Here is a 19,190-nt window from a genome sequence, read left to right as displayed (position 1 = left end):
TTGCGCTGACTCGCTACGACTTCGGCAAGTCGGGGCGTGCGACAGCGCCCGGCGGGCGCGCTCAGGGGGTGCCGGGGTTCAGCGCCCTCCGGCCCAGTTCCATGACCGTCGCCCGCGCCGCCCCCGCGTCGGCGCCCGGCGTCGGATAGGTGAGCGACAGTCCGAGCGCGCCCTTGAAGGCCGAGAGATGCAGCGCGTTCACCGCCGGTGCGGCGGCGGCCTTGCGGTTGACGACCGTACGGACGTCCGTCACGCGGGCCGCGTGCGCACCCAGCGCGACGTCGACGGAGCCGGCGTCCGTCACGCTGATGCCGGCCGCGCCCTCACCCGCCGCCTCCGCCTCCACCGCCCGCCGAATCCGGGAGTGCTCCCGGCACCCGGGGCGCCAGGCCGCGTCCGCCGCCCGGAGCGAGCGGGCGTACGCACGGGCATGGCCGACCGGTCCGCCGACGCCGATCCGCAGCGGCGTCGGCACCACATTGAGGAAGCAGCCGGCCTCCGGCACCAGCACGTGCTCGGCGTACCGCTGCCGCAACGACACCGTGCTGGACAGCACGACCTCGTCCCGCCCTGTCGTGCGGGCGTACGACTCGGCCAGGGCTGCCGCCAGGAACTGGCTGATCGTCACCTGGCGTTCGCCGCACCAGCGCTTGAGGCGCAGGCTCTCGCGCGGCGGCAGCGACAGCGATACGACGCCGGTGCCGCGCGCCCGCCACGGCCGGTCCGCACCGCGCTGCCCCGCCGGCTGCCCGGACTCGCCGGCCGACGCGCCGGGCCCGGTCCGCTCCAACGGCCACCGGGCGCCCGGACAGTGCTCCGCCCCCTGCCCGCGCTCCGTTCCCTGCTCGTGCTCCGTCCTCTGCCCGTGCTCCATCCCCTGCTCATGCTCCGTCCCCGGCCGCGACGCGGTCCCGGGCCATACCGGCGGGTCGCGCCGCGGCGGCCGGTACGTCAGCTCGTCCGCGTTGGGCGCGAGATCCTCCACTGCCGACGGGACGCCGTCCACCCCCGGCCGCCCGAACAGCAGGTCCAGCAGGGCCCGCACCAGCCGCCCTTCGGCGTACCCGTCGGAGAGGGCGTGGTGGCGCGTGAAGTAGACATGCGTCACCCCTGCCATCCGGTCGTGGGCGACGCGCAGCCGCCACAGCCGGCCGCCCCCGGGCAACACGTCGTTGACCTCGTCGGCCAGCAGGTCGGCGGGGGTCCGGGCGCCCGGCAGTTCGCACTGCGCCAGCTGGCCAGGGCACGGCGGGCCGCTCTGCCGGAACCACAGGCTCCCGCCCGCTTCGCCGATCCGCAGGGACAGCAGCGGGAAACGCCGGGCCCAGAGCCGCACGGCCCGCTCCACCTGCTCCGGGCCGAAGGCCGCGTCGAGGGTGACGTGCGTGGTGACCTGGGTGTCCCCGTGCATCAGTGCGTGCCGGTAGGCGAAGGTCGCCTCGATGTCGCTGAGCCTGCGCACCTCCTTGACGGCGCTCACCCTTCGGCGGGGGCGGCGGTCGCCTGCGCGGGCCACCGGACCACGTTCGACAAGGTGACGTCATGGCTGGTGAACTCGATGGTGACGCGGTCCCCGCCGGTCATCCGGAAGCCCGCGTGGAAGCTGCTGCGGTCGGCGCCGATGAAGACGTAGTGCACCCGGCCGGGGTGGCACAGCGCCTCGTACGAGAACAGCTCGGACACCATGGCGTCCAGCCCGTAGTGCAGGGCCTTGGCGCCGGTGGTGAAGTCGCCCTCCCAGGCGGGCCGCCCGTCGCGCTCGATCGTCACGCGCCCCTCGACCAGCTGCGGCGGCGCGTCGAGGAACAGCCAGGGCGCCACGGCCGCGTCGCACAGCTTGGCGTACGACAGGTGCCCGGCGTGCCGCTTGAACCGGCCGATGTCGGTGAGGTCGTTGCCGAAGGTGTAACCGGCGTACCTCGGCCGGCCCTGCTCGTCGGTGACGTAGACGAGGACGACCTCGGCCTCTTCGCACAGCGCGACGGCGCTCGACGGTACGGCCAGGTCCTCGCCGGAGACCTTCAGGACGTCGCCCAGGCCCTTCAGGAACCAGTTCGGCTGGGACTGGGTGCTGGCGTCGACCTTGACGTTGTGGGTCTGCATGAATCCGCCCACCATGGCGTCCCCGGCGGACCGCGGCAGCAGCGGCGGCCGGAAGCTCACCGTGTCGCGCTCGGCGGCCGGCACCGTCACCGCCTCCCTCCCCGCGGTGAGCGCCGCCGCGAGTGCGGCGCCGTCGCCGCCCGCCGCCACCACCAGCGGCAGCGGATCGTCGTCGCCGAGCGGGTAGAGGACCAGCGGCTCACCGTCGCCGGGCTTGCCGAGGCCGAAGTGGCGCCGGCCTCGATGGACGCACTCGAAGAACACGGTCATGAGGAATACCTCCTGTGGGTGGGTACGGACTGCGGGGGTGTAGGGACTGCGGGTATACGAACAGCGCGTGTATGGACTGCGAGCGCGTGTATGGACTGCGAGCGCGTGTATGGACTGCGAGCGCGTGTATGGACTGCGAGCGCGTGTATGGACTGCGAGCGCGTGTATGGACTGCGAGCGCGTGTATGGACTGCGAGGCATACGGACTGCGCGTGTACCGAACGATCAGAAGTCCGGGACGAGCCAGCGCTTCGCGTTGTCGTTGAGCGTCATGCCCCAGCCGGCGCCCTCCGCGGGCGAGATGGTGTTGGCGCCACGGTTCACAGCCGGGCGCGGCGAGACGATCATGTCGGGGAAGAAGCGGTCGGACTGCCCCGCTTCGACCGTCAGGGCGCCCGGGTGGTTGAAGGCCAGCGCCCGGCCGGCGTTGATCAGCGGACCGACCTCGGCGACCTGCACGCCCAGCTGAAAGCGCAGGCCGTGGGCTTGGGCGTAGGCGATGAGCCGGGCGGCGCCCAGGGTGCCGCCGTTCTTGGCGACGCGGATGTTGAAGGCGTCGCACGCCTCCTCCCGCACCGCCCGGTGGGCGTCCTCGGCGGTGCACACCGACTCGTCGAGCATGACGCCGATGCCCCCCTCGCGGCGCAGGGCGCGCAGGCCGTCCCAGGAGCCCTTGGGCAGCGGCTCCTCGACGTAGTCGGCGCCGCTCTCGCGCAGCCGCCAGGCGTTCGGGACGGCCGTCGTGGGCGTCCAGCACATGTTGGCGTCGACCATGACGGTGACGTCCTCGCCCACGTACCCGCGGACCGACTTGACCGTGCGGGCGTCCCGCTCGATGTCGCCGGACGCCTTGATCTTGACGAAGTGGAACGGCCCCCGGGTGGCGAGGAACTCCTCGACCTCGATGCTCAAGTCGAGGACCTGCGAGATGAGCAGCGGGCCGCGCGCCCACCCCTGCCCGTGTCCCGGCAGCAACGCCCTCGCTCCCAGGTCGAGTCGCTGCCCGAGCCAGTCGAGTACCGCGGTCTCCAGCAGACAGATCAGGTTGTTGCCGCCGCCCAGCTGGAACGTCGTGCTGAAACCGTTCCGGCGCAGCAGGTCCAGCAGCTCCTGCGGCGGCACCCCGGTCAGCAGCTCGAACACCGCGTCCAGGTCTACCCGCCGCAGGGCCGAGGTCACCGAGTCGGCGGTCTCACCGGTGACGTACCGGCGCGGCGCGCACTCGCCGATCCCGCTCACCCCGTCGGCCTCCAGGCTCAGGACGAGACTGTCGGAGGTCGTGCGCCGGGCCGCGGGGTGGTCGAAGGAGGTGCGCATGGGAAGCTCCACCCGGTACAGCTGCGCCCTGCGGGGCTCAGGCATCACGGTCCAGCCTCTGGAGCAGGGTGTACGTCGACGCCCAGTCGATCAGTCTGTCGCTCACATCGGTGTAGAAGAGGTAGTGCTTGTCGGTGGGCAACTGCATGAGGCATCCGCGCCCGGACAGCATCGTGTGGAACACCTCGTGCGTGGCGTCGAGATCCACGATGGGGTCGGTCATGCCCGAGACGAAGGTCGCCGGTACGTCGGGCAGCGGTCGGTCCGGCCGCAGGTAGAGCTGCTCCAGTTCCAGCAGGGTGGTGCGGGAGCGGCGGGTGAGCTCGCGTACGGCGAGGTCGTCGTGGTCGATGAAGTGCTGGTACTGCACCTCGTCGGTGAAGTCCGCGGCCTTCAACCCGGGGTTCCACGGTTCCTCGCTGCGCTCCTGCGCCAGCGCCAGGAGTTCGTCCTCGTCGTGTGTGGCGTGCAGCCGGCCCAGCCACGTCGAGCAGAAGATGGCCGCGTCGTAGCGGGTGGTGAAGTTCTCGTCGTGCATCAGCGCCGCCATGAAGGAACCGCCGAGGCAGTGGCCGAACAGCGACAGCGGCACGTCGTCGCCGATCAGCTCCCGGACCTGTGCCAGCGCGGCGGCGTAGTCGTCGAGCACGGTCCTGGTGTCCGGTATCTCGTGCCGCGGGCCGGGGCTGATGCCGCTGCCGCGCCGGTCGAGGACGAAGAACGCGATGTCGTTGTCGGCGAACCGGGGGCCCGCCTCCCACAGCCAGCCCGCGTGGCTCTGCAGCCCGTGGAAGTAGAAGACCGCGCCCTTGATCGCGCCCTCCGTGCGGTGCGGCTGCCACACGTGCAGGGCCAGATCGCCCGCTGTGGACGGCACATCGATGATCTCGCGGTGGATGTTCTGCGGGGGCCGCTTCGTTTCCAGCATGTCCTGGTCTCCTTCTCTCGTGTTCTTCGTTTCCTCAGCGGCCGACGATGTCGGCGACGAAGTCGACGTCCTGCTGAAAGGGCTTGTACTTGTACTGGGTGGAGTTGCCCGCCTGCCTGCGCGCCTCGACGTACGCGGTGATCGCGTCCCGGCGGACGGTGACGACCCGCATCGGGCCGAGGCGTCCGCTGTCGCGCTTGGAGGCGTACTCGATGTTGATCTCGGCCAGTTGGCGGTCCACCGCCTCGGACAGCGCCTGGTCCAGCTCGGCAGCGGGCTCCGCCACCTCGGTGACGACGGTGTAGTGCGGCGGCTCGGCCCAGCGCGGCCCGCACATGTACAGACCGGGCTCCAGGCCGCAGTCGGCGATGCCCTGCTGAATGGCCTGGGTCACCTGCGCCTCGGTGATCTTCTCCCCGGTGAAGGAGTGGTAGAGCCCGTCGCGGTACACGAAGTGGATCCACGGGGTGCCGTCCACGACGCTGTCGACGCGGTAGATGTCGCCGGTCCACATCCGGTACAGGCCGTTGCCCTGCGACATGATCAGGTGGTAGTCGCGGCCCGCCTCCACCTCGTCGAAGAACAGCGTCTCGACCCGTTCCCCCGCCTCGAGCAGCTCACCGAGCGGCACTTCGGCGGGTACGAACTCGAAGTACGCCTGGTTCACCGCGAGCGGCTGGCTGTGCGGCGAGTCGTCGACCGGGATGGTGGTGACGCCCTCGGTGCCGCAGCTCATGAACGGCAGCTTGCTGACGCCGGGCAGCACGGCGCTCAGCTTGGTGCGGTACAGCTCCGCCGAGGCCGACAGCCAGCAGCTGTACAAGGTCAGCGAGGGCCAGACGTCCTTGAGGCTGAACCCGTCGATGGCCAGGACGCTTTCGAGGTGGCGGGCCGCCGCCTCGTCAGGGTCGGTGCACGGCAGTCCTTCGAGGGTGCCCTCGCGCAGGTCGCGCACGAGTGCCGGGCCGTGTTCGGCGATCAGGTCGCGCAGCGAGATCAGCGTGCTCGGGTTGATCGCCGAGATGTAGTGCAGTTCGCGGCCGACGAGATGCCGGATGCGGTGGTACATCCGGCCCGAGTGGGTGGCGGGCGCGTCGGGGCCGAACCAGGGGGACTCGTACCACGGCGGGTTCCAGTCACGGCTGTTGATCTGCGGGTGCCGGTTGCTGATCGCCTGGTGCCCCACGCCGTGCACGAAGTCGTACACGTCCTCGCGGACGGTCTGGGTGTCGAGGGTCGCGTACGGGTGGGCGAGGAGTTCCGGGTGGTGCTCCAGGTACGTGCCCCACATCGCCTTCATGGCGGGAATGCGGTACTTCAGCAGCCAGTGCAGCGTGTACGGGATTCTCTTCGGCACCCCCGTCGTCCCGCTGGTCTTCAGCCAGCGCAGTACCGGGCTGCAGGAGAGCACGCCGCCCTTGGTGCGGGTCTCCCGGTCGATCTCGGGCGTGAAGTCGGCGTACCTCATGATGGGCAGCACCGACCGGAAGGTGGACGGGTCGTCGGCGATGGACCGGTAGCCCTTCTCCTTCCAGTGGAGGGAGGCGGCACCGATGTCGATCAGGTCGGCGAGCACCCGCTCCTGGGCGGCGTGGGGGTCCTTGAGGTCGCGCAGGAGATCCTCCCGCGCCTGCCGGCACTCCTCGATGAACGGGGCGCGCCGGGTCGTCCAGTATTCCTGCCACTGCGATGCGGCCACTGCTACTCCTTGTGAATCTCGGGACGGGTTCCCGAGTGCGGACATGCGTCAGCTCCGCGCGGCCATGGGCCGGACGGGTGGGTGTTCAGCTGGTCAGCCGGTCAGCTGTTCAGCCGGATGAGGTGGCTGAGGTGACTGAGGCGGCTGGGGTGGATGAGGGGGCTGAGGGGGACGCGGGTCAGCCGCGCGGGGTGGCGCGGGGTTCCTCGGCGAGGGCGGCGAGTTCGGACAGGTCGTAGAGCGCCTGCCGCTTGGTGCCGTACCGGGTGATCCGGCCCCGGCGGGACCACTGCCGGATGGTTCCCTCCGGGACGCCGAGCGCCAGGGCGGCCAGCGCCGTCGGCACCCGCCTGGTGTTCCCGGTCATCACGAGGCCGCCTTCAGGGCGAGCCACTGCCGCGGCGTCAGTACGTGTCCGGCCGCGCACATCGGGCCGCGCAGCACCAGGTCGTCCCCGCCCCGGCGGGGCAGCGACACCTCGGCGTCGCAGCCGGGTTCGACGCAGCTGCCCAGCGGTACGAGCTGGGCGCGGGGCGTCGCGGACAGGTTCCGCAGCGCGGCTGCCGTCGCGGCGAGCTCGTCGGCCGCGCGCCCGGCGGCCGGGTGGGTCACCAGCCAGTCGGCGTGCCCGGCGAGGAATCCGGCCAGGGCGGCGACGGTACGGCTGGAGGCGGCGGAGCAGGACCGCTCGTCGGCCACGAGCCTGGCCCAGGAGGAGATCCGGGCGAGGGTGTCGTGCCGGGCCTCCAGGGCCGTTTCGCTCACCGGCAGCGTGTTCTCACGGGTACCGGTGACGCGCTGGGTCAGCGCCGTGCTGCTGGCTGGGGTGAGGTACTGCTCGCTCTCCTCGTAGAGGGCGGGCAGCGCTTGGAGGTCACGCAGGAGCGTGCGGGAGCAGGGTGCGCAGAGCCGGGCGCCCTGCGCGGCTCGGCGGCCGGGGATGGCGCCGCCGGCGGTCCTGCGGCAACGGGTGGATGTGCACTGCGAGGAGGCGCGGTCCGCCATGGTCTCATCACCTTCCGGAACGCCGGCGGCAACGCCGGAACGGGAAACGGCATGAACAGGGAAAGGGGAGCAGGGGGGTGGAGGAGGTGGAGGGGTGGAAGAGGGCAAAGAAAAAGCGCCGCACGAAGCGACGCGACGGCAGCTCAACAGCTCCTGTAAAAGGGCAGAGCGCCTCGCCGAGAAGCGTTACACAGCTGCACACTTCGGCGCAAGGGCTTCCGACGGATGACTTTGGACTGATCCCTTGGGGCTGACGCAACATCACATCCCCTCCTGACCGGGCGCCTTGGAGCAGTGCTCTTGGCGCACGGGTGGGGACAGCACAATGCCGCCCGCTACCGTGGACACGGGCGAGCGGCACCGGAGTCATGACCTTCAGCGCGGCCGTGGTCAGCGCGGCCGTGGCAGGCCGAGCACCCGGTCGCGCAGCACCGGGAACTCGTCCCGGGTCTTGGCGACGAGCGCCGGGTCGAGGTCCACCAGCAGCGTCTCCTCGCCGGGGCCCGCCTCGGCCACCACCTCGCCCCACGGGTCGACGACCACGCTGTGCCCGGCCTGCTCGACCCCGGCGTGCGTGCCGGCGGTGCCGCAGGCCAGGACGTACGCCTGGGACTCCACGGCGCGGGCGCGCGCCAGCAGCGACCAGTGGGCGCGGCGCCGCGCGGGCCAGCCCGCCGGGATCACCAGGAACTGCGCCCCGGCGTCCACCAGCAGCCGGAACTGCTCGGGGAAGCGCAGGTCGTAGCAGGTGGCGAGGCCGATCGTGAGGTCCGGACCGGCGAGCGTGGCGGTGACGGTCTCGTCGCCGCGCGCCATCAGGGCCGCCTCGCCGCGGTCGAAGCCGAACCGGTGGATCTTCCGATACGTCCGGTGCAGCCGGCCGTCGGGCGCGAACAGCAGCGAGGTGTTGTACAGGGCGCCGTCCGGGCCGCGTTCGACGATCGAGCCGGCGTGCAGCCAGACGCCCGCGTCGAGCGCGGCCGCGCTCATCGCAGTCGCGGTCGGACCGTCGAGCGGCTCGGCGTGCTCGGCGAAGGAGTCGAAGGCGAAGGCGCCGACCGGCCAGAGCTCCGGCAGCACCACGAGATCGGCGCCGCGCTGTTCCCGTACGAGGGCGGCGGCCCGTTCCCGTCTGGCGGCGGGCGGCTCCTGTGGCCGCACGGCGATCTGGAGGAGCGCGGCGCGCACCGTGGTTCCGGCGGTTCCGTCCATGGCTCGGCATGTTCCTTTCGGTGGGGTTCAGCGCGGGCCGGTGGTTCAGCGCAGGTGCGAGGCGCCGTTGAGGTCGAGCACCGCGCCGCTGGACCACTCCGCTTCCGCGGAGGCCAGCCAGGCCACCGCGCCCGCGATGTCGGCGGGCTCGGCGGTCCGCCCGAACGGGCTCTGGGCCCGGATGGCGCCGCCGGCGGGTCCGGTCAGCATCGGTTCGGTCAGGTCCGTACGGACGAAGCCGGGGGCGACGGCGGTCACCGCGATGCCGTGCGGGGCGAGCGACTGGGCGAGCGACTGGGTCAGCGCGTGCACGGCGGCCTTGCTCGCGCCGTAGGCGGGGGCGTCCGGCTCGCCGCGGTAGGCGCCGCGTGAGCCGACGTTGATGATGCGCGCCCCCTGCGGCCCCTGGACGCGGTGCATGAGGTGGTCGACCAGGCACCAGGTGAGGTTGGCGGTGCCGAGCAGGTTGATGTCGGTGATGCGCCGCCAGGCGGCCTGCCAGTCGGCGTAGGAGGTGGTGGCGACCGGCTGTTCGGCGTAGACGCCCGCGTTGTTGACCAGCACGTCGACGGTGCCCAACTCGCGCACCGCTGTGTCGAGGATGGCGCGGGCCTGGTCGGGGTCGCCGATGTCGCCGGTCACGACGGTGTGGCCGCCGCCGGGCAGGCTGTCCATGACGGCCTTGGCGGCGGCGGTGTCCGCCCGGCAGTGCACGGCCACCGCGTGTCCGGCGGCGGCCAACCGCTCGGCGATCACGGCGCCGATCCCCCGTGATCCTCCGGTGACGAGGGCATGACGTCGGGTCATCAGCGATGTCTCCTTTACAGCTTTACAGCGTTGTTCTCGCTACGAGGTTCTTTGCCACGAGGTTCTTTGCCACGCGGTTCTTGCCACGCGGTTCTTGCCACGCGGTTCTTGCCACGCGGCGGACTGGGTCCTGTTTCCCGGATCGCCGTGGATCAGCCCGGAGGCCCGGAGGCCCGGAGGCCCGGAGGCCCGGAGGCCCGGAAGCCCGGAAGCCCGGAAGCCCGGAAGCCCGGAAGCCCGCGGCGGTCCGGGAGACAGGACCTAGCGGCGAGGCGGGGCGCGCAGGATTTCCCCGGCGGCTCCGGGGACGCCGGCGAGCACCAGCACCCAGAGGCAGCTGAGCTGTTCCTGCACGTTGGTTCCCTTATGGCCGGACCGGATGAAGGCTTCGGCGCCGGCCATGAGGTACACCGCCAGCAGCTCCAGTTCCTCCGCGTCGACCTGGAGGCCCTTGGCCGCGCGCACCTTGCGGAGCAGTTCGTGCAGGGCTTCTGTCCAGACCGCATGCCAGTGGGCGTGCGCGGTCGCCCGCTCCTGAGCCAGCCGCGCCGCCGCGCGGACGCTGACCTCGTCCTCCAGCAGCCGGGTCAGCTCCAACGTCAGCTCGATCACCGACCGCAGACCGGGCGTCCGGTCCGTCATGACGTGGGCCAGCGCCTCCCGGGTGGCGGTCTCGCCCTCGGCGCAGACCGCGTCCGCCAGGTCCGCCTTCGCGGGGAAGTGGAAGGTCAGCGCACCCATCGTCACTCCAGCGGTCCGGGTGACACCGGACAGCGACGTTCCGGCGTAGCCCTGCTGGTCGAACTGTGTCGCGGCGGCTGCGATCAGAGTCTGACGCGTGCGCTCGGCCCTTGTCTGTCTCACCACGGCTTCACCTCGATAGGCAACGGGGCTGCCCCCGGGCGGCGTTGAGCGGACACTCCGAGAGCAGATATTTGGGGAATACTTGAGGAACCTATCCCCGGTTCGGCGTGACGATGGTGATAAGGGCCGCATCCGGTGCGACTTGAGCATCTCTCCCACTATGCGGAACGCGGTGGGCCGGTCGGGGAGCGGGCCCAGGCCGGTCGGGGAGCGACCCCAGGCCGGCCAGGGAGCGGTCCCAGCCAGTCAGGAAGCGGTCCTCCGGCGTCCCGGAGGCCGGCGTCCCGGAGGCCGGAGCCCGACGTCCCGGAGGCCGACGTCCGGAGCCCGGCATCCCGGAGGCCCGGAGCCCGGCGCCCCGGAGGCCCGGAGCCCGGAGGCCCGGAGCCCGGAGGCCCGGAGCCCGAGGCCCGGCGCCCCGGAGCCCGACGCTCAGACCTCCGGCGTCCCCGGCCCCGCGCTCAGACCGCGCCGGCGAGGTGGGCGCGGTACCAGGGCGCGGCGTCGGCCAGCCGCTGCAGCGGTCCCGGGCCTTCGGCGCATCCGGTCAGCCGCCAGACGTCATCGCTCAGGTACCAGTGGTCCCCGGCGAGCAGGGTGAACTGCCGCTCGCTGATCCGCCCCGGAGTCTCCCGCAGCCGTCGCAGGCACTCCGCCCAGGACAGGCTGCCCGTGACCGCCGGCAGCACCGTCAACTCCGCCAGCCGCGCCATAAGTTCACTATTGCGAACGGGTACGGGGTGGCTGGCGTGGTACACGCCGCCGTCCGGCGCGGCCCCCGTGCGCACCAGCGCCCGGATGAGCCGGGCCAGGTCGCCGACGTCCACCATGGAGGCGCGCCCGCGCCCGCCGTCCCAGCCGGCCGGCACCCGCTCCAGCAGCTCCCGCAGCGCGGGCACCACCCAGCGGTCACCGGCCCCCGACACCAGCCCCGGCCGCAGCACGACGGCGCCCGCGTCGAGCGCGTACCGCTCACCGGCCAGCCTGGTCCTGCTGGCGTGCGAGAGCGGCCGCGGAGTGACACCGCCGACGGGTATGCCGCGGTGGGGGCCCGGACCGTAGACCGCGGCGGTGGACAGGTGGATGATCCGCCGCACGCCGGAGCGCCGGGCCTCCGCCAGGATGGCGCGGGTGCCGTGGATGTTGACCGTGCCGCACTCCTCTTCGCTTCCGGAAACACGTGAAGCAAGATGGACCAGGACGTCGACGCCGTCGGTCACGCCCCGCAGCGAGCCGGGGTCCGACAGATCGGCCGCCACCCACTCGATTCCCGCGCTCGCCGCTCCGTCCCCAGCGGCGGGTGCGGGGATCGAGTGGGTGGCGGCGACGGTGCGCGCCACCGCCCGGACCGACACAGCGGGCTCCCCCGCCGACTCCCCCGCCCGCTCCCGCGCCAGTTCCCGCAGGACCGCCGCACCGACGAACCCCGTCCCACCCGTCACCAGCACCCGCACAGGTCTCACGCGCCCTCGGCAGTCCGGCCCGACGGCCAGGGCGAGACGTCGAGGGTGGCGATCACCTCGGGGGGCGCGATGGCGGGCAGCAGACATCGCCACATGTCACTGATCCGGTCCGGCAGGTCGGCCCGGCCGGAGGAGATCCTGGCCATGATCTGCGTTCCGGTGTAAGCGGCGACCAGGACCCGGGAGAACCGCGCCTCGTCCGCCTCTGGAAGCAGCTGCCCGAGCTCCCTGGACTTGATGAGCTGCTCCTGGAACTGCTCGGCCCACCAGTCATAGATCGAGTAGTCCAGCAGGTTCGTCTCGTTCTGCTCCACCGCGAGGCGGACACCGGCGCGGAAGAGCACGTTGCCCTGCATCCGCACGGCCAGGTACTGGCACATGTCCAGCAGCTGCTGGAGGCCGACGTTCTTCTCGGGGAAGCACAGCTCGGCGGCCTGCTGGACCACGACCGCCCTGGCCAGGTCCTCCTTGGACTTGAAGTGGAAGTACATGGCGCCCGCGGTGACGCCCGCCCGTCCCAGGATCTTGTTCAACCCCGCCCCGGCGTAACCGTGTTCATCAAATGCTTCCGCTGCCGCGTGAAGGAGCGCCCAGCGCGTCTGCTCCGCACGCTCCTGACGGGGTCGTGCCATAACTCTCGCCCTCCAAACCCTCGACAAACAAAAAGAACGACCTCTATGTTATTCCTACCGGCCTACTCGCCCCACAGAGCGCCGCTGCCACTCTCGCACGCCCGAACACACAGTTCTTGCACGCCCGAAGACACAGCATTCAGGGGGAGCCATGTCGTTGCACCTTACAGAGAGTCACCTCACCAGCACTCTCATACCCGTGGACCAGGCATTCACGCATAAGACGAACGCTGAAGAGGTGCTGCTCAAGAGCTGGCAACGGACCGGGGACGACACCTTCACCGTCATCGCCCAGTGGCCCCGCACCCACCGGTTCTACACCAGCCGGAACGGACTGCACGATCCACTCCTGCTGACGGAGACGATCCGGCAGACCCTGCCCCTACTCTCCCACAGCGCTTACGGCGTGCCGTTCGGCCATCAACTGATGTGGCACGATTTCGCCTTCGACATCCGCCCGGAGGCCACCTACGACGACGGTGACCCGGCCGACGTCGCACTGCACATCACCTGCTCCGACGTCACGTACCGCAGGAAGCACGCGTCCGCCGTGACGCTGAGTGTCGAGGTCGAGCGAGCCGGCCGTCAGCTGGCCACCGCACGCTCCCGCTTCACCATCCAGGACCGGGCCGTCTACAACCGGCTGCGAGGCCCCTACGCCGACATCGCGGCGGCCAACGCGCGCGCCCTGCCGCTGCCGCCCCCCGCCGCCATGACGCCCTTCGGCCGCGACCGCTTCGAGGACGTCGCGCTCGCCTCCACCGACCGGCCCCGCCGCTGGCAGCTGCGCACCGACACGGCCCACCCCATCTTCTTCGACCACCTGGTCGACCACACCCCCGGCATGCTGCTGCTGGAAGCCGCGCGCCAGGCCGCGCTGGCCACCGCCTACCCCGCGCCGGTCACCGTCACCGGCATGGATTCCGTCTTCTCGCGCTACGCCGAACTCGACGTCCCCTGCTGGGTCACCGCCGAGCCGCTCACCGACAGCGGTTCGTCCGAGCACGGTTCGCCCCCGAAGCCGTTCGCCGACCGAGTCCGGATCACCGCCGAGCAGAACGACCGCGAGATCTTCTCCTCCCTGGTCACCCTGGCCCCGATCCCCGCCCAGGCCCCGGTCTCCGCCGCCGCCCCCACACACACCGCACGCTGACAACGGCCCCTGGGGCAGCCGTCCGGACGGGCGGCCCATCGATCCCCGGGACGACCGGCAGGAGTTCAAGGACCTGTCGGCCGAGGCCGGCAGGCAGCGGTAACGAGAAAACCCCAGGTCAGAATGGACTCTGACCTGGGGTTGGCGCTGAGCCGCCTTCGGGATGCGAACCCGAGACCTACGCAGGTCCGGATAGCGTCGGCAATCTCAGCGAGAGCCTCGGTTGCTCAGCGGGGCCGCACGCTGGCCCTCAGGAACTCCCGGTTCATGGCGGCGATGGACGGCAGCGGGATGCCCTTCGGGCAGGCGGTCGCACATTCGCCGGCCAGGGTGCAGCCTCCAAAGCCCTCCGCGTCCATCGTCTCCACCATGTCGAGCACCCTGGTCTCGCGCTCGGGTGCGCCCTGAGGCAGCACATTGAGATGGTTGATCTTCGCCGAAGTGAAGAGCATCGCGGAGCCGTTCGGGCAGGCCGCGACGCAGGCTCCGCACCCGATGCACTCGGCGTGTTCGAAGGCCGCGTCCGCGACGGGTTTCGGCACAGGGGTGGCATGCGCCTCGGGGGCAGCACCGGTGGGGACCGTGATGTAGCCGCCGGCGCCGATGATCCGGTCGAAAGCGCTGCGGTCCACGACAAGGTCCTTGACGACCGGGAAGGCTCCGGCCCGCCACGGTTCGATGTCGATGGTGTCGCCGTCGCGGAAGTGGCGCATGTGGAGCTGGCAGGTGGTGGTGCGTTCCGGGCCGTGGGCATCGCCGTTGATGACGACGCCGCAGGCGCCGCAGATGCCCTCGCGACAGTCGTGGTCGAAGGCCACGGGGTCCTCACCCTTGAGAATGAGTTCCTCATTGAGGGTGTCGAGCATTTCCAGGAACGACATGTTCTCGGAGATGCCATCGAGTCGGTAAGTGACCATGGCGCCGGGTGCGTCAGCGTTGCGCTGGCGCCAGACGCGGAGAACAAGCCTCATGCGTAGCTCCGCTGGGTGGGATGGACGTACTCGAAGACGAGGTCTTCCTTGTGCAGGACGGGCGCGGCACCGGTGCCGGTGAATTCCCAGGCAGCGGCGTACGAGAATTCGTCGTCCTTGCGGGCGGCCTCGCCGCCGTCGGTCTGACTCTCCTCGCGGAAGTGTCCGCCGCTGGACTCGCTGCGGTGCAGCGCGTCCAGGCACAGCAGCTCGGCCAGTTCCAGGTAGTCGACGACGCGATTGGCCTTCTCCAGGGACTGGTTGAGCTCCTCGCCGCTGCCTGGCACCTTGATCCGGCGCCAGAACTCCTCGCGGATCTCGGGGATGCGGCCGAGTGCCTTTTGCAGGCCCGCCTCGGTGCGGGCCATGCCGCAGTACTCCCAGAGAAGTTCGCCGATCTCCTTGTGGAAGGAGTCGGGGGTGCGGTCGCCGTCGACCGCGAGCAGCCGCTCGAGTCGCTCGGTGGTCTCCGCGACGGCTGCGACCGCCGTCGGGTGGCTCGCGTCGAGCTTGTCGTGGTGCGGGTGGCGGGCGAGATAGTCGTTGATCGTCGCGGGAAGGACGAAGTAGCCGTCGGCCAGCCCCTGCATCAGGGCGGAGGCGCCGAGCCGGTTGGCGCCGTGGTCGGAGAAGTTGGCCTCGCCGATCGCGAACAGACCAGGGACGGTGGTCTGCAGGTCGTAGTCGACCCACAGCCCGCCCATCGTGTAATGGATCGCCGGATAGATGCGCATCGGCGTTTCGTACGGATTCTCCGCGGTGATCCGCTCGTACATCTCGAAAAGGTTGCCGTACTTCTCGGCGACCTTCTCCTTGCCCATGCGCGCTATCGCGTCGGCGAAGTCGAGGTAGACACCCTGCCCCCCGGGTCCGGCGCCACGGCCCTCGTCACACACGTTCTTCGCGGCCCTGGAGGCGATGTCGCGCGGCACGAGATTGCCGAAAGCGGGGTAAATGCGCTCCAGGTAATAGTCGCGCTCGTCCTCGGGAATCTCCGCAGGTGGGCGGGTGTCGCCCTGGGCTTTGGGCACCCAGATCCGGCCGTCGTTGCGCAGTGACTCGCTCATCAGCGTCAGCTTGGACTGATGGTCGCCGGAGCGCGGGATGCAGGTGGGGTGAATCTGGGTGAAACAGGGGTTGGCGAAGTACGCGCCGCGCCGGTGGGCCCGCCAGATGGCGGTGGCGTTGGAGTTCATGGCGTTCGTCGACAGGTAGAAGACATTGCCGTAGCCGCCGGAGGCGAGCACCACGGCGTCGGCGAAGTAAGTGGAGATATTTCCGGTGATCAGGTCGCGGGCGACGATTCCTCGTGCCCGTCCGTCGATGACGATCAGGTCGAGCATCTCGGTGCGCGGGTGCATCTCCACGCTGCCGGCCGCGATCTGCCGCGAGAGCGCCTGGTAGGCGCCGAGCAGCAACTGCTGGCCGGTCTGGCCGCGGGCGTAGAACGTACGGGAGACCTGGACGCCGCCGAAGGAGCGGGTGTCGAGCAGGCCACCGTACTCGCGGGCGAAGGGGACGCCCTGCGCCACGCACTGGTCGATGATCGCGGCGGAGACCTGGGCGAGGCGGTGGACGTTGGACTCGCGGGCGCGGAAGTCGCCGCCCTTGACGGTGTCGTAGAAGAGCCGGTGCACCGAGTCGCCGTCGTTGCGATAGTTCTTGGCCGCGTTGATGCCGCCCTGTGCGGCGATGGAGTGGGCGCGACGGGGCGAGTCCTGGTAGCAGAACTGCACGACGTGGTAGCCCTGTTCGGCCAGCGTCGCTCCCGCCGCACCGCCCGCGAGGCCGGTGCCCACGACGATCACCGTGTGCTTGCGGCGGTTGGCCGGGTTGACCAGCTTCGCCTCGAAGCGGCGGCGGTCCCAGCGGTCGGCGATCGGGCCGTCGGGGGCCTTGGTGTCGGCGATCGGCTCGCCGACACCGTATTCGGTGTATTCGGTCATGTCAGCTCACCACTCCAGTCATGACGGCGACGGGTACACAGATGAATCCCAGGGTCAGCACCGCCGCGAGGACGTTGGCGACGGTCTTGAAGATCCGGTCGCGGATCGCGTTACCCACGCCGAGGGTCTGAGCGGCGCTCCAGAAGCCGTGCCGTATGTGGAGCCCGAGGGCCAGCATCGCAACGATGTAAATGACATCGCCGTACCAGGTGTCGAAGGTCGCGACGACATTCTCGTACGGGTGCCCCGCTTGGGCGTTCTCGTTCACCGTGAGGGTCGTGAGGTCCAGCAGGTGCCAGACGATGAACAGTCCAAGGATCACGCCGCCCCAGCGCATGGTGCGCGTCGCATAGCTCGCGCGCCGCTTCTTACGGGCGTACGAGACGGGGCGCGCCGCGATATCCCGCCGACTGAGCTGGTACGCGGACACCCCGTGCAGGACCACTGCGGCGACCAGCACGACCCGGAAGATCCACAGCGCCCACTCATAGTGCAGGAAGGGCTCGCCAAGGGTCCGCAACCAGTGTGCGTAACCGTTGAACTCACCCGCCCCGAAGAAGATCTTCAGATTGCCCATCATGTGGACGACCAGGTAGGACAGCATGATCAGGCCGGTCACGGCCATGACGATCTTTTTGCCGACGGTTGATCCCCAGAGCGTTCGCGTCATCGACGGCCGTCGGTCCGTCCGTGTAGCCAGTGCCATGAACACTGACCGTAGACGTACTAGTCGCATTGGTCCAAGACGTATTTTGGTTCGAGCCGATAGCTATCCCCTATGATCCGGGGGACGCCGGTGACAGCCATATCCGCCCGGCCGGTGGCGACTTGGCAGCGGCCGGCGTTAACGCCCCTGGTCCATCGCGAGAACGCCGTCGGTCGCCGCGGTGGCACCCCGTCCGGTTCTCACGGTGCGATGAGAGCCGCTCCGCGTGACGTGGGTCACGCGCCTTGCGGGACCGGCCCGCCCGCCCTGGGCCCGCCCAGGCCACCTGACCAGCAGTGACGTGATGATCACGAGCCGTATGGGCCAGCTTTCCCTGAGGGCGAGCAGCGGACTTTGCTTGACAACGCAATCCAGAACTTGATCAGATTCTTCCACCTGCTGAACCAGCCAACGCCTGGAAGTCCTAGTCTTCTTGGCGGGCAGTCAGTAGTTGGCTAGAGCATTTTTTCGGGTAGTGAAGCGAAATGCCTCACCACCCGACTATCTCGGGGGAGATGCTGCTATGGAGACGCCTCAGTCTGCTGACTTGCTTTTCGCTCAACTGACTGCCGTGGGCCGCGTCGCCACACGCCCTTGGGCAACCGACCATGAATCCGCAGCCGTCGTGGTCAAGGGCGGTACGGTCGAACCCAGCGAAATCGCGGCCGCCGCAAAACGCTTTGCATATACCGCGGCGGCCGAGGGTATCTCAGCGGAGTCCTGGTGTGTGGTGCGCCTGGACAACCCTCTCGACATTCTTGTGGCGGTCTCGGGTTTGACCGCCATCGGCGCCATCCCGGTGTTGATCAGCCCTGGCCTCGACGCGCAGACCGCGCGGGCCGCGCTTGAAGACGTGCCGTACCCGATGCATCTGCTGATCAGCGAAGCGCGCGCGGGTGATTTCCCTGACGGCCTGTCCTCAAACGCTGCCACGCTGGTCTGGGAGGACGCCGTGTCGCGCCCTTCTGCAAAGGTCGCGGAACCATTGCCGCCCAACGGCGTCGAAAGAGCTCCGGACCGCCCCTACTTGGCGACTCACACGTCCGGCACGACGGGTGTGCCGAAATTCGTTATCCATACCCGTGCCAGCTTTTACCAGCAGTCGTCTGTGCAGACGAGGATGCTGCGACCGATGTTCCTCCGGGGGTACCTGGCGGCGGCCATATCGCCCGTGCACGTACGCACGTTGTCGGGCATCCTCAGCGCCCTGCGGCTACGCTTGTCGCTTCTGTTGTGCGCGTCGGAGGACCCGGACAGCATCGGCGGGTTGCTGGAGCGGTGGCGGCCGGAGTATCTGGAGACGCACCCCAACACCTACGTGACGTGGGAGGACTTGGCAGCCTCTGGCGCGATGGCCTCGGTGCGGATCTTCCTCGGCACGTTCGACGCGATGCACCCGCGGACGGTCGACCGCATGCTTGCCGGGTCACGCCGTCGTCTGCCGGTGTTCACCGAGGTGTACGCGCAGTCGGAACTCGGACCGATCTCCTGCCGTGTGCGCATGCGCGGCATGGCCCGGGGGCGACGTGGTGTGGATGCGGAGCTGGCGGGACATCGCGTCGGCTGGGCCATCCCCGGATATGACCGGGTCCGCGTCGTCGACGAAAGCGGCCGCAAGCTCCCGCAGGGCGGGCAAGGCCGGATTCAGGTGCGGTCCAAGGGAATGTTCGCCGGCTACCTCAACTTTCCCGAGCGCACGGAACACCTGTCGGCCGGTGATTGGTGGGACTCCGGAGACTGGGGTTCGCTCGGGCGCTCCGGTGCGCTCCGGTTGCTCGACCGGCAGGTCGAGAGACTGGACGGGGCGCCCAGCGGGATCGCACTCGAAGACGTGCTGATGAGCCGTATCCCTGAACTGTCCGAAGTCGTCGTTCTGGAGACGGACGGAAGGCTGCTCCCCGTCATCGCGAGCCGAGGAGCCGTGCCCATTACGGACGAGCGATGGGCTGCGGCGACCCATGACATGCCCTCGCTCGAACCGCCCCGCTCAGTGGCCTGGGACGACATTCCCAGGACGGCTACCGGCAAGGTGCGGCGGGAAATCCTGCGCGGGCGACTCACCGGCTGATTCAGCCGACCGGAACCGATTCCATCGGCTGGTCCGTACCGCCGGA

General features: G+C 70.0%; 17 protein-coding genes. 2 read left to right on the top strand and 15 right to left on the bottom strand.

From position 1 onward, the window contains the following. Positions 1-61 precede the first annotated feature (61 nt). The 12 genes from QMK28_RS01610 to QMK28_RS01555 all read right to left on the bottom strand — a co-directional run bounded on the left by QMK28_RS01610 (position 62) and on the right by QMK28_RS01555 (position 12,300). Complete coding sequence (locus tag QMK28_RS01610) at positions 62-1,480, bottom strand: hypothetical protein (protein ID WP_326435111.1); 1,419 nt, start codon at positions 1,478-1,480, stop codon at positions 62-64. Beyond that, complete coding sequence (locus tag QMK28_RS01605; protein WP_326435110.1) at positions 1,477-2,373, bottom strand: FAH family protein; 897 nt, start codon at positions 2,371-2,373, stop codon at positions 1,477-1,479. Before QMK28_RS01605 ends, QMK28_RS01610 begins: the two co-directional genes overlap by 4 nt. Positions 2,374-2,598: 225 nt before the next feature. After that, positions 2,599-3,690 carry an enolase C-terminal domain-like protein gene (locus QMK28_RS01600; RefSeq protein WP_326435108.1) on the bottom strand — a complete coding sequence of 364 codons (1,092 nt, stop codon included), beginning with the start codon at positions 3,688-3,690 and terminating at the stop codon, positions 2,599-2,601. A gap of 37 nt (positions 3,691-3,727) precedes the next feature. Further along, on the bottom strand, positions 3,728-4,618 hold the full coding sequence (locus tag QMK28_RS01595) for an alpha/beta fold hydrolase (RefSeq protein ID WP_326435107.1): 891 nt from the start codon (positions 4,616-4,618) through the stop codon (positions 3,728-3,730). Positions 4,619-4,652: 34 nt separating this feature from the next. Next, entirely contained in the window at positions 4,653-6,317 is a 1,665-nt protein-coding gene (locus QMK28_RS01590) for a GH3 family domain-containing protein (protein ID WP_326435106.1), read from the bottom strand. A 178-nt stretch (positions 6,318-6,495) separates the two neighbouring features. Then, on the bottom strand, positions 6,496-6,684 hold the full coding sequence (locus tag QMK28_RS01585) for a helix-turn-helix domain-containing protein (protein WP_326435105.1): 189 nt from the start codon (positions 6,682-6,684) through the stop codon (positions 6,496-6,498). Then, positions 6,684-7,322: a hypothetical protein gene (locus QMK28_RS01580; protein WP_326435104.1), complete on the bottom strand. Its 639-nt coding sequence runs from the start codon at positions 7,320-7,322 to the stop codon at positions 6,684-6,686. Before QMK28_RS01580 ends, QMK28_RS01585 begins: the two co-directional genes overlap by 1 nt. A gap of 390 nt (positions 7,323-7,712) precedes the next feature. Continuing rightward, a complete protein-coding gene (locus tag QMK28_RS01575) occupies positions 7,713-8,510 on the bottom strand; it encodes a carbon-nitrogen family hydrolase (RefSeq protein ID WP_326435131.1) in 798 nt (265 codons plus the stop codon). 69 nt (positions 8,511-8,579) lie between these two features. Continuing rightward, positions 8,580-9,341 (bottom strand): SDR family NAD(P)-dependent oxidoreductase, encoded by a 762-nt coding sequence (locus QMK28_RS01570; RefSeq protein WP_326435102.1) that lies wholly within the window; start codon positions 9,339-9,341, stop codon positions 8,580-8,582. Between the two features lie 261 nt (positions 9,342-9,602). Beyond that, complete coding sequence (locus QMK28_RS01565) at positions 9,603-10,205, bottom strand: TetR family transcriptional regulator (protein WP_326435101.1); 603 nt, start codon at positions 10,203-10,205, stop codon at positions 9,603-9,605. A 461-nt stretch (positions 10,206-10,666) separates the two neighbouring features. Continuing rightward, entirely contained in the window at positions 10,667-11,668 is a 1,002-nt protein-coding gene (locus QMK28_RS01560; protein ID WP_326435100.1) for an NAD-dependent epimerase/dehydratase family protein, read from the bottom strand. Then, on the bottom strand, positions 11,665-12,300 hold the full coding sequence (locus QMK28_RS01555) for a ScbR family autoregulator-binding transcription factor (RefSeq protein WP_326435099.1): 636 nt from the start codon (positions 12,298-12,300) through the stop codon (positions 11,665-11,667). Before QMK28_RS01555 ends, QMK28_RS01560 begins: the two co-directional genes overlap by 4 nt. 199 nt (positions 12,301-12,499) lie before the next feature. Between QMK28_RS01555 and QMK28_RS01550 the strand changes: the two genes are divergently transcribed. After that, a complete protein-coding gene (locus QMK28_RS01550; protein WP_326435098.1) occupies positions 12,500-13,453 on the top strand; it encodes a ScbA/BarX family gamma-butyrolactone biosynthesis protein in 954 nt (317 codons plus the stop codon). Between the two features lie 227 nt (positions 13,454-13,680). On the opposite strand, the gene QMK28_RS01545 is transcribed toward QMK28_RS01550, so the two are convergent. From QMK28_RS01545 to QMK28_RS01535, 3 genes are read right to left on the bottom strand one after another with little or no spacing between them, the layout of a single operon-like run. After that, positions 13,681-14,424, bottom strand: coding sequence for a succinate dehydrogenase/fumarate reductase iron-sulfur subunit (locus tag QMK28_RS01545; protein ID WP_326435097.1), 744 nt, complete (start codon positions 14,422-14,424; stop codon positions 13,681-13,683). Further along, positions 14,421-16,370, bottom strand: a complete 1,950-nt coding sequence (locus tag QMK28_RS01540; protein ID WP_326435096.1) for a fumarate reductase/succinate dehydrogenase flavoprotein subunit — start codon at positions 16,368-16,370, stop codon at positions 14,421-14,423. The genes QMK28_RS01545 and QMK28_RS01540 overlap by 4 nt, the downstream gene beginning before the upstream one ends. A gap of 1 nt (position 16,371) precedes the next feature. Beyond that, on the bottom strand, positions 16,372-17,040 hold the full coding sequence (locus QMK28_RS01535) for a succinate dehydrogenase cytochrome b subunit (protein ID WP_326435095.1): 669 nt from the start codon (positions 17,038-17,040) through the stop codon (positions 16,372-16,374). A gap of 559 nt (positions 17,041-17,599) precedes the next feature. Between QMK28_RS01535 and QMK28_RS01530 the strand changes: the two genes are divergently transcribed. Further along, positions 17,600-19,144: a class I adenylate-forming enzyme family protein gene (locus QMK28_RS01530; RefSeq protein WP_326435094.1), complete on the top strand. Its 1,545-nt coding sequence runs from the start codon at positions 17,600-17,602 to the stop codon at positions 19,142-19,144. Positions 19,145-19,190 lie beyond the last annotated feature (46 nt).

Origin of the sequence: Streptomyces sp. H27-D2 (assembly GCF_035828615.1) — a bacterium.
Taxonomy (GTDB): Bacteria; Actinomycetota; Actinomycetes; order Streptomycetales; family Streptomycetaceae; genus Streptomyces.
This window is presented reverse-complemented; position numbering and strand designations above follow the sequence as displayed.

Coding starts and splice junctions, on each gene's coding strand:
- QMK28_RS01605 (WP_326435110.1), bottom strand. CDS start 2,373: ATGACCGTGTTCTTCGAGTGCGTCCATCGAGGCCGGCGCCACTTCGGC.
- QMK28_RS01600 (WP_326435108.1), bottom strand. CDS start 3,690: ATGCGCACCTCCTTCGACCACCCCGCGGCCCGGCGCACGACCTCCGAC.
- QMK28_RS01595 (WP_326435107.1), bottom strand. CDS start 4,618: ATGCTGGAAACGAAGCGGCCCCCGCAGAACATCCACCGCGAGATCATC.
- QMK28_RS01585 (WP_326435105.1), bottom strand. CDS start 6,684: ATGACCGGGAACACCAGGCGGGTGCCGACGGCGCTGGCCGCCCTGGCG.
- QMK28_RS01580 (WP_326435104.1), bottom strand. CDS start 7,322: ATGGCGGACCGCGCCTCCTCGCAGTGCACATCCACCCGTTGCCGCAGG.
- QMK28_RS01570 (WP_326435102.1), bottom strand. CDS start 9,341: ATGACCCGACGTCATGCCCTCGTCACCGGAGGATCACGGGGGATCGGC.
- QMK28_RS01555 (WP_326435099.1), bottom strand. CDS start 12,300: ATGGCACGACCCCGTCAGGAGCGTGCGGAGCAGACGCGCTGGGCGCTC.
- QMK28_RS01545 (WP_326435097.1), bottom strand. CDS start 14,424: ATGAGGCTTGTTCTCCGCGTCTGGCGCCAGCGCAACGCTGACGCACCC.
- QMK28_RS01540 (WP_326435096.1), bottom strand. CDS start 16,370: ATGACCGAATACACCGAATACGGTGTCGGCGAGCCGATCGCCGACACC.
- QMK28_RS01535 (WP_326435095.1), bottom strand. CDS start 17,040: ATGACGCGAACGCTCTGGGGATCAACCGTCGGCAAAAAGATCGTCATG.
- QMK28_RS01530 (WP_326435094.1), top strand. CDS start 17,600: ATGGAGACGCCTCAGTCTGCTGACTTGCTTTTCGCTCAACTGACTGCC.